Annotated in this window: 11 protein-coding genes; 8 read left to right on the top strand and 3 right to left on the bottom strand. The window is 71.1% G+C overall.

The window, feature by feature from the left end; translation table 11 throughout:
• Positions 1–158: 158 nt before the first annotated feature.
• Both ACWGO0_RS28030 and ACWGO0_RS28025 read right to left on the bottom strand, forming a co-directional pair.
• On the bottom strand, positions 159–1,793 hold the full coding sequence (locus tag ACWGO0_RS28030; RefSeq protein WP_453540812.1) for a penicillin-binding transpeptidase domain-containing protein: 1,635 nt from the start codon (positions 1,791–1,793) through the stop codon (positions 159–161).
• 105 nt (positions 1,794–1,898) lie between these two features.
• On the bottom strand, positions 1,899–3,665 hold the full coding sequence (locus tag ACWGO0_RS28025) for a dolichyl-phosphate-mannose--protein mannosyltransferase (protein ID WP_453540809.1): 1,767 nt from the start codon (positions 3,663–3,665) through the stop codon (positions 1,899–1,901).
• Between the two features lie 53 nt (positions 3,666–3,718).
• Between ACWGO0_RS28025 and rsmI the strand changes: the two genes are divergently transcribed.
• The 6 genes from rsmI to ACWGO0_RS27995 all read left to right on the top strand — a co-directional run bounded on the left by rsmI (position 3,719) and on the right by ACWGO0_RS27995 (position 9,315).
• On the top strand, positions 3,719–4,609 hold the full coding sequence (gene rsmI / locus ACWGO0_RS28020; protein ID WP_453540806.1) for a 16S rRNA (cytidine(1402)-2'-O)-methyltransferase: 891 nt from the start codon (positions 3,719–3,721) through the stop codon (positions 4,607–4,609).
• 165 nt (positions 4,610–4,774) lie between these two features.
• Entirely contained in the window at positions 4,775–5,131 is a 357-nt protein-coding gene (locus ACWGO0_RS28015; protein ID WP_453540803.1) for a hypothetical protein, read from the top strand.
• 33 nt (positions 5,132–5,164) lie between these two features.
• Positions 5,165–6,031 (top strand): TatD family hydrolase, encoded by an 867-nt coding sequence (locus ACWGO0_RS28010; RefSeq protein WP_453540800.1) that lies wholly within the window; start codon positions 5,165–5,167, stop codon positions 6,029–6,031.
• A gap of 241 nt (positions 6,032–6,272) precedes the next feature.
• Positions 6,273–7,505, top strand: coding sequence for a ubiquitin-like domain-containing protein (locus ACWGO0_RS28005; protein WP_453540797.1), 1,233 nt, complete (start codon positions 6,273–6,275; stop codon positions 7,503–7,505).
• The gene (gene rsmA, locus ACWGO0_RS28000; RefSeq protein WP_453540794.1) at positions 7,502–8,413 is read left to right on the top strand and encodes a 16S rRNA (adenine(1518)-N(6)/adenine(1519)-N(6))-dimethyltransferase RsmA; all 912 of its coding nucleotides are present in this window, start codon (positions 7,502–7,504) and stop codon (positions 8,411–8,413) included. The genes ACWGO0_RS28005 and rsmA overlap by 4 nt, the downstream gene beginning before the upstream one ends.
• Positions 8,410–9,315, top strand: coding sequence for a 4-(cytidine 5'-diphospho)-2-C-methyl-D-erythritol kinase (locus ACWGO0_RS27995; protein ID WP_453540792.1), 906 nt, complete (start codon positions 8,410–8,412; stop codon positions 9,313–9,315). Before rsmA ends, ACWGO0_RS27995 begins: the two co-directional genes overlap by 4 nt.
• 24 nt (positions 9,316–9,339) lie before the next feature.
• On the opposite strand, the gene ACWGO0_RS27990 is transcribed toward ACWGO0_RS27995, so the two are convergent.
• Positions 9,340–10,005, bottom strand: coding sequence for a lipoprotein (locus tag ACWGO0_RS27990; RefSeq protein WP_453540789.1), 666 nt, complete (start codon positions 10,003–10,005; stop codon positions 9,340–9,342).
• Positions 10,006–10,155: 150 nt separating this feature from the next.
• On the opposite strand from ACWGO0_RS27990, the gene ACWGO0_RS27985 reads away from it, so the two are divergent.
• Both ACWGO0_RS27985 and ACWGO0_RS27980 read left to right on the top strand, forming a co-directional pair.
• Positions 10,156–11,973 carry an ABC-F family ATP-binding cassette domain-containing protein gene (locus ACWGO0_RS27985; RefSeq protein WP_453540786.1) on the top strand — a complete coding sequence of 606 codons (1,818 nt, stop codon included), beginning with the start codon at positions 10,156–10,158 and terminating at the stop codon, positions 11,971–11,973.
• Between the two features lie 106 nt (positions 11,974–12,079).
• Positions 12,080–13,642 (top strand): outer membrane protein assembly factor BamB family protein, encoded by a 1,563-nt coding sequence (locus ACWGO0_RS27980; RefSeq protein ID WP_453540783.1) that lies wholly within the window; start codon positions 12,080–12,082, stop codon positions 13,640–13,642.
• Positions 13,643–13,688: the final 46 nt, after the last annotated feature.

Below are 13,688 nucleotides of genomic sequence, written 5' to 3'. Positions count from 1 at the left end.
CGGGGGGGGGGGGGGGGGGGTCGTGGGGTGTGCGCTCATCCCCCCCGGCTGGGGGGGGGTGTCCGGGGCTGGCGCGGGGTTCGGGGTGGGGGGCCCCGCCTAAACCGGGGGCCCGGGCCCGGGGTTTTTCGCCCGTCCAGCCGGTAGGCCCCGTACGGTCAGCTCCCCGCCCGCAGTACCGCCGCCACCACAGGACCCGCCGCGTCTCCGCCGTGGCCGCCGGACTGGACGACCGCCGCCGCGGCCAGGTCATTGCTGAATCCCGTGAACCAGCTGTTGGACACGGCCTGGTTGTCGACCTCCGCGGAGCCCGTCTTGGCGCCCTTGTCGCCGCCGACCGAGGCCATGGCGGCCTTGCCCGTGCCCCAGGTAGCCGTCGCCCGCATCATGCTGTTCAGCTGCTCGGTGACGTAGCGCGGCAGGGAGCGGGACGCGACGGCGAGCTGCCGGTTGTCCAGCGACTGCGGCACGATGACCGGCTGCCGGAAGGTGCCGTTGCGGGCGGTGGCGGTGATGGACGCGATGTTGAGGGCGTTCATCTGGACCGTGCCCTGGCCGATGTACTGCGCCGCGGCCTCACCGCCGACCGCCTCGGGGATGCTGCCGTCGGTCGAGAAGATGCCGGTCTTCCAGTCGAGACCGATTCCGAAGACGTCCCGCGCCTCCTTGCCGAGCGCGGAGTCGTCCTTCACGTCGTCGATCTTCTTGATGAAGGCCGTGTTGCAGGAGCGGGCGAAGCTCGTCGTGAACGTGTCGGTGTCCGCGAGCGAGAAGTACTTCAGGTTGTGGAAGGTGTTCCCCTGGTACATCACATCCTTGGGGCATTCGACCGGGGCCGTCGCCGAGACGAACCCCTTCTCGATCAGCATCGCGGCCGTCACGATCTTCAGCGTGGAACCGGGTGCCTGCTTGCCCTGCATCGCCGCGTTGAAGTCGGTCACCGGGTTGTTGGCGACCGCGCTGATCGCGCCCGTCGACGGCTGGATCGCGACCACCGACGCCTGGCTGTGCTGCTTCACCGCCTGCTCGGCCGCCGCCTGGGCACCGGCCTCGATCGTCGTCCGGAGCTTGCCGGGCTTCCCCTTCGTCAGGGTCAGCAGTGTGGTCTTCGGCGCCGTCTCGTCGGCGGGCTCGATCCAGGTCTCGACGCCCGCCGTGCCCCCGCTCCGCGCCCCGTACTTCTCGCGCAGCGTGGCCAGCACCGGAGCCAGCGACGGGTACGTCTTCGGGTCCAGGACCTTGTCGTCGCGGTCGACGGCCTCGATGTCCGGCGTCGACGCCTGACCCGTCCTCAGCGTCGCCCCTTCGGCCAGCTGCGGGTGGATCACCGTGGGCTCCCAGTCGACCAGCGCCTTTCCGCTGGTCAGACCGCGCACCACGGTCAGCTCGGAGGCGTAGACAAGGGTCTTGGTCCTGCCTTCGTACGAGACCGTCGCCTTCACCGTGTACGGCACCTTCGCGCCGACCGCAGGACCCGGAGTGATCACGGCCTTCGTGACGTGGGCGTCCTCGGCGTACCCGGCGAGCAGCGGCTCGGCGCCCGCCTCGTTGTTGGTGAGCAGGGCCGCGGCCGTCGCGTCACCGGCCGCCCACGCCTTCAGGAACTCCTTCGAGGTCCCGGCTATCTCCGTCTTGCTCGGCGGCCCCGACCTCACCTGCGAGGAAGCCGCCTTCGTGTCCGTGCCACCGCTCTCGCCGCCTGCTCCGACAACGTTGTACGCGCCGTAGCCGACGCCGCCGGCCACCAGCGTGAACACGCCGCCTATTACGGCGACCTTCGCTCCACCGCGCATCGTGCAGTCCCCTCCCCAGGAGTCCCCTTGAACATGTTCAAGGGGAGTTTCCCGTCACTCTACGGGAGAGCAGTGACGGGTGGGGTGGGCGTTATTGGACCGGGATCAGACCCACATGTCGAGCCACATCCGGTCGCGCCAGGAGTTCTCCGGGAGGGACGTGCCCGTGTACAGCGGCCAGAAATAGACGAAGTTCCACACGATCAGCAGCACCAGCACACCCGCGCCCACCACGCCCAGCGTCCGCCGGAGTTCACCGGTCGGATCCTTCGTGGGCAGGCTCAGGTGCGTCCCGGTCCGCGCTCCCGCGCCCGGCCCGATCATCGCGCCGATCATCATCGTCACCGCCAGACACAGGAACGGTACGAAGACGACCGCGTAGAACAGGAAGATCGTCCGCTCCTGGTAGAAGAACCACGGCACCCAGCCCGCCGCCACACCGCACGCGATCGCGCCCGCCCGCCAGTCGCGCCGGAAGAACCACCGCCACAGCACGTACAGCAGGGCGAAGCACGCCGCCCACCACAGCATCGGAGTGCCGATCGCCAGCACCTCGCGCGCGCACTTGCCGGTCGCCGACGCCGCGCAGCCCGTCTCCTCCTCGTAGAAGTACGAGACGGGGCGGCCGAGCACGATCCAGCTCCACGGGTTGGACTCGTACGTGTGCCCGGAGGTCAGGCCGACATGGAACTCGTACACCTGGTACTCGTAGTGCCACAGGCTGCGCAGCCAGTCCGGCAGCCAGGTGAACCAACCGCCCTTGCCCTCCGTCGCCGCCCAGTTCCGGTAGTAGCCCTTGTCGGTGACGATCCAGCCGGTCCACGAGACGACGTACGTGCCGATCGCGACCGGCACCGTCGAGACGAACGCGGGCAGCAGATCGCGGCGCAGCGCGGCCACATACGGCTGCACCGCGCCCGCCGTGCGCCGCGCGCCCACGTCCCAGAGCACCGTCATGACACCGAACGCGGCCAGGATGTAGAGGCCGTTCCACTTGGTGCCGAAGGCCAGGCCCAGCATCAGGCCCGCCGCGAGCCGCCACGGGCGCCACCCCAGACGCAGCGTCTCCGCGATCCGCGCATCGGGCCGCATCACCCCGTCCGCGTCGACCGGAAGCGCCGCCGCCAGTCTCCGGCGCGCCCAGTCGCGGTCGGTCACCAGACATCCGAAGGCCGCGAGCACGAAGAACATCAGCACCAGGTCGAGCAGCGCGGTGCGGCTCATCACGAAGTGCAGCCCGTCCACCGCGAGCAGCGTGCCCGCCAGGCAGCCCAGGAACGTGGAGCGGAACAGCCTGCGGCCGATCCGGCAGAGCATCAGCACGGACAGCGTGCCGAGCACCGCCACCATGAAGCGCCAGCCGAACGGGGTGAAGTCGAAGAGCTTCTCGCCGATCCCGATGATCCACTTGCCCACCGGTGGATGCACGACGTAGCCGGGCTCCACGGGGATGTCGACCTTCGAGGGGTCGGCGAGAATCGACTTGTCGATGTCCTTGGGCCAGGCGCCCTCGTACCCCTGGTTGATCAGCGCCCAGGCGTCCTTGGCGTAGTACGTCTCGTCGAATATCACCGCGTCCGGCTTGCCGAGGTTCCAGAACCGCAGCACCCCGGCGACCAGCGCCACCAGCAGCGGTCCGCCCCACGCCGCCCAGCGGACCAGATGGCCCGCCAGGACCGGCGGCACCCCGAGCACCGCCCAGAACCGGCGTCCCGGACGCGTGTACGGCGGCACCAGCCGTTCACGCAGCCCTGTCTCCGGCCTGGGCACATGGCCGAAGCGGCGCAGCCGCTGCTGCCAGGCAGGCGGCTGTGCACTGTAGGTGTCCCCGGCGTCTTGGCCCTGCTGGGCTTCGGGCGCAGTACTCGTCACCGCGCCATCGTAGGGAACGCATCTGTGCGAAGGGCGCCGCCCGTGCTGGGAGGATGGCTCATGTGACTGGATCGACTGGAACGCTGGTACTCGCAGGGACCCCCATCGGCGACATGGCGGACGCCCCGCCACGGCTCGCCGCCGAGCTGTCGACGGCCGACATCGTCGCCGCCGAGGACACCCGGCGGCTGCGCCGTCTCACCCAGGCGCTGGGCATCCAGACCACGGGGCGTGTCGTCTCCTACTTCGAGGGCAACGAAACGGCCCGTACGCCCGAGCTCGTCGAGGCACTGATGGGCGGCGCCCGCGTCCTGCTCGTCACCGACGCCGGGATGCCGTCCGTCTCCGACCCGGGCTACCGGCTCGTCGCCGCGGCCGTGGAGAAGGACATCAAGGTCACCGCGGTGCCCGGCCCCTCGGCCGTGCTGACCGCGCTCGCGCTCTCCGGGCTGCCCGTGGACCGCTTCTGCTTCGAGGGCTTCCTGCCGCGCAAGGCGGGCGAACGCCTCGGCAAGCTCGGTGAGGTCGCCGGTGAACGCCGCACGATGGTCTTCTTCGAGGCCCCGCACCGGCTCGACGACACCCTGGTTGCGATGGCCGAGGTGTTCGGCGCCGACCGCAGGGCCGCGGTGTGCCGCGAGCTGACCAAGACGTACGAGGAAGTGAAGCGCGGCCCGCTGGGCGAGCTCGCGGTCTGGGCGGCGGAGGGCGTACGCGGCGAGATCACCGTGGTCGTCGAGGGCGCGACGGACTCCGGGAACGAGGGCCTGGACGCCGAGGAGCTGGTGCGCAGGGTGCAGGTGCGCGAGGAGGCGGGGGAGCGGCGCAAGGAGGCCATCGCCGCGGTCGCCGCCGACGCGGGGCTTCCCAAGCGCGAGGTGTTCGATGCGGTGGTCGCGGCAAAGAACGCGGCTCGAACTGCCCCCGCGCAGGGCAAGGACTAGCCTGGAAGGCAAAGCCCGAGCCGCGTACCGGGCCCTTTGGCCATGAGAGGGCCAAGACCGCTCCAACACTCGGCTTGACCTGGTGCGTTTCCGTCAGGAAAGGCGTCCACTGGATGGTGGGACGCATTCCATGGCGTGCTTGTCCGGCGGACAAGAGGAGCAGGCATGAGCGAGATCGCAGCAACCACCGTGCATGAGGCGTACGCGTTCGCCTGCATGAGGTGCGGGTACGGCTGGGAGCAGGCGTACGAGATAGAGCACCACGTCGACGGCGCGGGCAACGCGTTCGTCGTCTACAAGGCGGACGGGGAGCGCGTGCCCTCACCGCTGTCCACCCCGACCTGCACGAACTGCGGTGGGCACGTCGTCCGGATCATGCGGTCCGGCCGGGTCTCGACCTTCCAGCAGCTGCTCGAACACCAGCGCCCCGAAGAGCCGGAGCCCGCCCCCGCGCCGGTCCCGGCGGGCCCGGAGCACCACTGGCACTTCTCCCACCTGCTGCACCCCTTCCACCGCAAGTGAGCCGGCGCCCATGATCCTCGTACGATCGTGGGTATGAGCCGTACGGAAGCCCCGCCGCTGCCCGAACCCCTCCGGGTGCCGGTCGCCGATTCGCACACCCACCTCGACATGCAGGACGGAACCGTCGAGGAGGCCCTGGCCAGGGCCGCCGCCGTCAATGTGACGACCGTGATCCAGGTCGGCTGCGACGTGGCGGGCTCGCGCTGGGCCGCCGAAACCGCGGCGGCCCACGCCGCGGTGCACGCCTCCGTCGCCCTTCACCCCAACGAGGCGCCCCGCATCGTGCACGGCGACCCGGAGGGCACCGCGCGCCAGGGCGTCAGGGAGCCGGGCGGGAAGGCCGCACTCGACGACGCGCTCGCCGAGATCGACGCGCTGGCCGCCCTCGACCACGTACGGGGCGTCGGCGAGACGGGCCTCGACCACTTCCGTACGGGCCCCGAGGGCGTGGCCGCCCAGGAGGAGTCCTTCCGGGCGCACATCGAGATCGCCAAGCGCCACGGCAAGGCCCTCGTCATCCACGACCGCGAGGCGCACGCGGACGTGCTGCGCATCCTCGCCGACGCGGGCGCCCCCGAGCGGACCGTCTTCCACTGCTACTCCGGCGACGCCGACATGGCCCGGATCTGCTCGGACGCCGGATACTTCATGTCCTTCGCGGGCAACGTCACCTTCAAGAACGCCCAGCCGCTGCGCGACGCACTTGCCGTCGCGCCGATGGAGCTGGTCCTGGTCGAGACGGACGCCCCCTTCCTCACCCCCGCCCCGTACCGCGGACGGCCCAACGCGCCCTACCTCATTCCGGTCACGCTCCGCGCGATGGCCGAGGTCAAGGGCGTCGACGAGGACACCCTGGCTGCGGCGATCTCCGAGAACACCGCGCGCGCGTTCGACTACTGAGCCGTTGCCGAGCCGTCGCCGACAAGCGACACGGCAACTCTGTGTAGCCGTGTCGCTTTGGAGAGTCACGGAAGCTCCGCTATCGTCCCCGCGCAGTCGGGTCGCAGTGCGGATCTTCTGGAGCGTCGTGAGCAATTCGCAGGGCAGTCACCGTGCAGCGCGCGGCGGACGGCGTACGCCGGCCGCGCCCGTCGCCGTAGCGTCCCCCGTTTCCCTCCATGAAGAGCCGACGCTCGTGGACGTGTCGTGGACCGGCCTCGCCGTCCACGACCCGACGGTGGTCGACACCCCTCTGGTGCCCCGTCCGACCGTCACGGCGGAGGGCGCCACCGGCCGCACGGGCACCGGGCGGGGCACCAGGCGCCGCAGGAGCACCACGGGCCCCGAGGGCCTTCGCCGGCTCGTCCCGCAGGCCCTCGTCGTCGCCTTCCTGGCCGGCGGCACCTCGGCGTTCGTCGCCCACGACAAGGCCGTCGAGCTCAGCGTCGACGGGGAACCGCGCACCCTGCACACCTTCGCCGACGACGTCGGCGAACTCCTCGCGGACGAGGGCGTCACCATCGGCGCCCACGACCTGGTGGCCCCGGCCCCCGGCACCGAGCTGGACAGCGGCGACGAGGTCGTCGTCCGCTACGGGCGCCCCGTCACCCTCACGCTCGACGGCATCCGCCGCCAGGTGTGGACCACCGCCGAGACCGTCGACGAGGCCCTGCGCCAGTTCGGGGTGCGAGCCGAGGGGGCGTACCTCTCGGCCTCCCGCTCCTCCCGGATCGGCCGCACCGGCCTCACCCTCGACATCCGCACCGAACGCACCGTGACCTTCATGGCCGACGGCCGCGAACGCACCCTGCGCACCAACGCCGCCACCGTCCGCGAGGCCGTCGCGGAGGCCGGCATCACCCTCCAGGGCCAGGACACCACCTCCGTGTCCCCCGACAGCTTCCCGCGCGACGGCCAGACCATCTCCGTCATGCGGATCACCGACGCCCGCGAAGTGCGCGAGGAGACCGTCCCGTACGCCGTCGAACGGAGCGAGGACCCCACCCTCTTCGCCGGTACGGAAGTCGTCGAACGCAACGGACGCAACGGAGTGCGCCGCGTCACGTACGCCCTGCGCACCGTCAACGGCGCCCGGCAGAAGCCGCGCAGGACCGGCGAGGAGACGCTGCGCGAACCGGTCAGCCGGATCGTGCGCGTCGGCACGAAACAGCAGCCGGACTCGGTCGCCGGCGCCGACGGACTGAACTGGAACGGGCTCGCCGCCTGCGAGTCCGGCGGCCGGCCGGACGCCGTCGACCCCAGCGGTTCGTACGGCGGGCTCTACCAGTTCGACACCCAGACCTGGCAGTCGCTCGGCGGCACCGGCAGGCCCCAGGACGCCCCGGCCTCCGAGCAGACGTACCGGGCGAAAAAGCTCTACGTTCAACGGGGGGCGAGTCCGTGGCCGCACTGCGGCCGTAGGCTTGGCGGGTGAGCAGCACAGAGCCCGACGCCCTCCTGGGCCCCGCAGACATCCGAGACCTGGCAGCGAAACTGGGCGTACGCCCGACCAAGCAGCGCGGTCAGAACTTCGTCATCGACGCCAACACCGTCCGCCGGATCGTGCGCACCGCCGAGGTGCGCCCCGACGACGTGGTGGTCGAGGTGGGCCCCGGGCTCGGTTCGCTGACCCTGGCGCTGCTGGAGGCGGCGGACCGGGTCGTCGCCGTCGAGATCGACGACGTGCTCGCGGGCGCCCTGCCCGCCACGGTCGCCGCCCGGATGCCGGAGCGCGCCGACCGTTTCGCGCTCGTGCACTCCGACGCGATGCTGGTACGGGAGCTGCCGGGCCCGCCGCCCACCGCGCTGGTCGCCAACCTCCCGTACAACGTGGCCGTGCCGGTCCTGCTCACCATGCTGGAGCGCTTCCCGAGCATCGAGCGCACGCTCGTGATGGTGCAGGCGGAGGTCGCCGACCGGCTGGCCGCGAAGCCGGGCAACAAGGTCTACGGGGTGCCGTCGGTCAAGGCCAACTGGTACGCCGACGTGAAGCGGGCCGGTTCCATCGGCCGCACGGTCTTCTGGCCCGCGCCGAACGTCGACTCGGGTCTCGTGTCCCTGGTGCGGCGCACGGAGCCGATCAGGACCAGTGCGAGCCGCACCGAGGTCTTCGCCGTCGTCGACGCCGCCTTCGCCCAGCGCCGCAAGACGCTGCGCGCGGCCCTGTCCGGCTGGGCGGGTTCCGCACCCGCCGCCGAGGCCGCGCTCGTGGCGGCCGGCATCTCCCCGCAGGCCCGCGGTGAGGCGCTGACGGTCGAGGAGTTCGCCGCGATCGCCGAGAACAAGCCGGAAGCCGGGAGCAAGCCGGATACCGCCGACAACAGGCCGGAGCCGTCCGCATGACCCAGAGCGTCACCGTCCGCGTCCCCGCCAAGGTCAATGTGCAGCTCGCGGTCGGCGCCCCGCGCCCCGACGGCTTCCACGACCTGGCCAACGTCTTCCTCGCCGTCGGCCTGTACGACGAGGTCACCGTCACCCCCGCCGAGCGGCTGACGGTCACCTGCTCGGGCCCCGACGCCGCCCAGGTCCCGCTCGACGCCACGAACCTCGCCGCCCGCGCCGCCATCGCGCTGGCCGAGCGGTACGGCCTCGCGCCCGATGTGCACATCCACATCGCCAAGGACATCCCCGTCGCGGGCGGCATGGCGGGCGGCAGCGCCGACGGCGCCGCCGCCCTGCTGGCCTGCGACGCCCTCTGGTCCACCGGCGCCACCCGCGAGGAACTCCTCGCGCTCTGCGCCGAGCTGGGCAGCGACGTCCCGTTCAGCCTGGTCGGCGGGGCCGCACTCGGCGTCGGACGCGGTGAGCGGCTGACCCCGATCGAGGTCGGGGGCACCTTCCACTGGGTCTTCGCGGTCGCCGACGGAGGGCTGTCCACCCCGGCGGTCTACGGCGAGTTCGACCGGCTCACGGCGGGTACGGAGGTCCCGGAGCCCACCGCGTCGGCCCTGCTCCTGACCGCGCTGCGCGCCGGGGACACGGCGGCGCTGGCGAAGGCCCTGAGCAACGACCTCCAGGCCGCCGCCCTCTCCCTGCGCCCGTCCCTGGCCGACACCCTCGCCGCGGGCACTACCGCGGGCGCGCTGGCCGCCCTGGTCTCGGGCTCGGGCCCCACCACGGCGTTCCTGGTCGCGGACGAGGAGTCGGCGCAGAAGGTGGCACAGGCACTGATCACGTCCGGCACCTGCCGGACGGCAGGGGTGGCGCGGTCCGCGGCGCCGGGGGCGACGGTCCTGCGCCCGTAGGCCCGGCAGCTTCGGAGCGCGCCCTCAGCCCAGCTTCAGGGTCTTCCGCGCCAGCTCGTACGCGGGCAGCATCTGCCGGTGCTCCGCGGAGTCCAGACCGCCCAGGTGCACCACGACCGGACCTTCCGGGGTGGCGACCGCGAAGGCGCGCTCGGTCTTCGGCTCGTCCAGCAGTTCGCCGCTCACGGTGTACGTGACTTCGGTGGCGGCCAGGGAGCCGGCCTTCACCTCGGTGTACGCGGCCTTGCCGGCACTCGGGTCGTCCGCGAGGAACGCCTCGAGCACCGCGCGGGTGCCGGTGCCGGACGGTTCGCCCGCCCACACCCGGAGGTAGCCGATGTTCCCCGCGGGCTTCGCGTCGATCTCGCAGACCATCCGGACCGGGCCCTGCTCACCCAGGGCGGCCAGGTCGGAGCCGGGCTCCACCTCGACGGCCTCCGGCGTCCAGGACGTCGCGAAGTCGAAGGTGACGGGCATCGGGCAGGCCGAACCGGCTGCGCCGATCGTGCCGCCCTTGGCGACGGGCTTCCCGGCGGTGGCATCGGTGGCATCGGCGGTGGAGTCGGCGGCCCCGGTCGCCTCGCTTGGCTGCTTCCCGCTGTCCGCGGAGTCGTCCGAGGACGAGCAGCCGGTCAGCGCCACCGCCGCCAGGACCGCCGGAACCAGAGCCCTTGCCGCGTACCGCACCATCACGAAGTCCCCACCCCTGAGATGTTCAAAACAGCTCCGACCTGGGGTTCCTCCCCAAGATCGATCGCCGCACGCTATCGCACCTCCGGCGGCGACTACCCTGGGACTTCGAGCGGTCCCCGACGCAGGGACCCCCCAGGCAGGAGTGAAATGGCCGTCAATCTGGTCAATGTCGAGCAGGTCAGCAAGGTGTACGGCACCCGTGCCCTGCTCGACGGTGTATCTCTCGGGGTGTCCGAGGGCGACCGGATCGGTGTGGTCGGCCGTAATGGCGACGGCAAGACGACTCTCATCCGGATGCTCGCCAAGCTGGAGGACGCGGACACCGGCCGTGTCACCCACAACGGCGGGCTGCGCCTCGGAGTCCTCACCCAGCACGACTCCCTCGACCCGAAGGCGACCATCCGCCACGAGGTCATCGGCGATCTCGCCGACCACGAGTGGGCGGGCAGCGCCAAGATCCGTGACGTGCTCACCGGACTCTTCGGCGGCCTCGCGCTGCCGGGCTTCGAGCACGGTCTCGACACCGTCATCGCGCCCCTCTCCGGCGGCGAGCGGCGCCGCATCGCGCTCGCCAAGCTGCTCATCGGCGAGCCCGACCTGATCGTCCTGGACGAGCCCACCAACCACCTCGACGTCGAGGGCATCTCCTGGCTCGCCGGTCATCTGCGCAACCGCCGTTCGGCGCTGGTCTGCGTCACTCACGACCGGTGGTTCCTCGACCAGGTCTGCACCAGCATGTGGGACGTCCAGCGCGGTGCGGTCCACGAGTACGAGGGCGGCTACAGCGACTACGTGTTCGCGCGCGCCGAGCGGGAGCGGATCGCCGCCACCGAGGAGGGCAAGCGGCAGAACCTGATGCGCAAGGAGCTCGCCTGGCTGCGGCGCGGCGCCCCCGCCCGTACGTCCAAGCCGCGCTACCGCATCGAGGCGGCCAACGAACTGATCGCCGATGTGCCGCCGCCGCGCGACACCAGCGCGCTGATGAAGTTCGCCAACGCCCGGCTCGGCAAGACCGTCTTCGAGCTGGAGGACGTGACCGTCCAGGCCGGACCCAAGACGCTGCTCACCGATCTCACCTGGCAGCTCGGCCCCGGCGACCGTATCGGTCTGGTCGGGATCAACGGCGCGGGCAAGACCTCGCTGCTGCGGGCGCTCGCCGAGGCGTGCCGTACGCAGGGCGACGTACAGCCGGCCGCCGGGAAGGTCGTCGTCGGCAAGACGGTCAAGCTGGCCTACCTCTCGCAGGAGGTCGCCGAGCTGAACCCGAACCTGCGGGTGCTGGAAGCGGTGCAGCAGGTCCGGGACCGGGTCGACCTCGGCAAGGGCCGCGAGATGACCGCGGGTCAGCTCTGCGAGCAGTTCGGCTTCACCAAGGAGAAGCAGTGGACGCCGGTCGGCGACCTGTCCGGTGGTGAGCGCCGCAGGCTCCAGATCCTGCGTCTGCTGATGGACGAGCCCAACGTCCTCTTCCTCGACGAGCCCACCAACGACCTGGACATCGAGACCCTGACGCAGCTGGAGGACCTCCTCGACAGCTGGCCCGGGTCGATGATCGTGATCTCCCACGACCGGTTCTTCATCGAGCGGACCACCGACAAGGTGATGGCCCTGCTCGGTGACCGCGCGCTGCGGATGCTGCCGCGCGGGATCGACGAGTACCTGGAGCGCAGGCTGCGGATGGAGGAGACGGCCACCCCGGCCTCCCACTCCATGACGCCCGGCGCGAAGGCGGCCCCGGCCGAGGCCGTTTCTCCGCAGGCCGCGCGTGCCGCGAAGAAGGAGCTCCAGAAGGTCGAGCGCCAGCTGGAGAAGATGTCGACCAGGGAGACGGCCCTGCACGCGCAGATCGCCGACAACTCCACCGACTTCGGGAAGGTCGCGAAGCTCGACGCCGAGCTGCGTGAACTGGTCGCGGAGCGCGATGTGCTGGAGATGCGCTGGCTGGAACTGGCCGCGGACTCCTGACAGTAGGGAAGCCGGGCAGCAGCCCAGGCAGCTGTGACGGGTGGTGCGTTCGGGGCGGGTGGTAGAAAGAAACCTTGCCCGGAACGCACCCAGGGGGAATGCACGGATGAGTCAGCCGCCCGGTCACCAGCCGCCGCAGGGGGTCTTCGGGGCCCCTTACGAGCCGGAGCCCGGTCTGTACGGCTATCCGCAGCCCGGCGGCGGTGGGCGCTTCAAGGGGAAGCCCGCGCTCGTCGTCGCCGCCGCGCTCGCCGTGGTCCTGCTTGCGGGCGGCGGTGTCTGGTTCACCACGAGCGGCGGCGGCGACGGCGGGAAGCGGCCGGCCGCCGGGAGGAACACGTCCTCGGCGCCCGTCGAAGACGACAGCAAGGGCAAGGCCAAGGACAAGGCCAAGGAACAGGCCGCCGACCCCGAGAGCGCCGAGAAGCTCAACGCCGGTCGCAAGCCGGGCGAGGCGAAGGTCCGATGGATTCAGCGGAACGGCGTCGACCTGCCCCGTAACGGCTTCGACGCCCACGGCCCGTGGATCGTCGGCGACACCGTCGTGAAGGCCATGTACCGCACGGTGTCCGGGTATTCGCTCACCGACGGCACGCAGAAGTGGAGCCTGCGCCTCAAGGGCGAGATGTGCGCGGCGCCCACGCAGGCGTCCGCCGACGGCAAGCTCGTGATCGGCATCGAGGACGGCATCGCGAGCGACTCGTTCTGCAACCACCTCCAGATGATCGACCTCACCACGGGGAAGGCCGGCTGGCACAAGTCCTATGTGCGCTCAGGGGCTTGGGACGAGCTCTCCGATGTCTCGATGGCCATCAACGGCGACACCGTGACCGCGGGACGCACCAGCCGGACGCACGCCTTCCGGATCACTGACGGCAAGCCCCTGTGGGACAGACTGCCCACCAACTGCCAGCCGTTCGGCTTCGCGAGCGGCCCCGTCCCGCTCGCCGCCGCCAGCTGCCAGACCGAGGCGGACGACCACGCCGAGCAACTGGTGCAGCGGATCGACCCGGTCACCGCGAAGGTCGCGTGGACGTACAAGGTCAAGAAGGGCTGGCAGGTCGACCAGTTCTACTCCGTCAGCCCGCCGGTCGTCTCCCTGAAGAAGGACGACGGGTGGGCCGTCGTCGTGCTCAACGAGGACGGCACCTACCGCTCCCAGCTGGTCGGCGGCACCGACGACTACGCGACGCGGTGCGGCAGCGATCTCCTCACCCGCGGCAAGAACATCGACAACTGCCTGGGCGTCGCGGCCGATGCCGGTACGGCGTACCTGGCGACGAAGCCCGAGTTCGTCGGCGACGGCATGACCAACGCGGTCGTCGCCTTCGACCTGGACACCGGCAAGTCGAAGTGGAAGGTCGCGGCGCCCGCCGGACAGACCCTCATGCCCCTGCGGGTGGAGGGCGGCAAGGTGCTGAACTACCTGTCCCCGGGGGAGGGCAGGAACAAGAAGCAGGGCGGCGGGATCGTGGCGCTGGCACCGACGGGCGGTGCGTTGCAGCCCGTTCTGCGGCACCCCTCGTCGGCGGCCGCCGTGGAACGCGGCTTCTTCGATCCCAGGGTCGTGTACGCCAACGGGCGCTCCCTCCTCATGCACGCCTACGTCACCGGGCCCACCGATGAGGAGGAGATCGCGCTGAGGACGGTGATCACCTTCGGCGACTGACTGGCTTTCAGGTCCGGCCGAGGCGTAACGAGGGCATCACGGGGCG

This window comes from Streptomyces sp. NPDC055749, from assembly GCF_053617235.1.
This window is presented reverse-complemented; position numbering and strand designations above follow the sequence as displayed.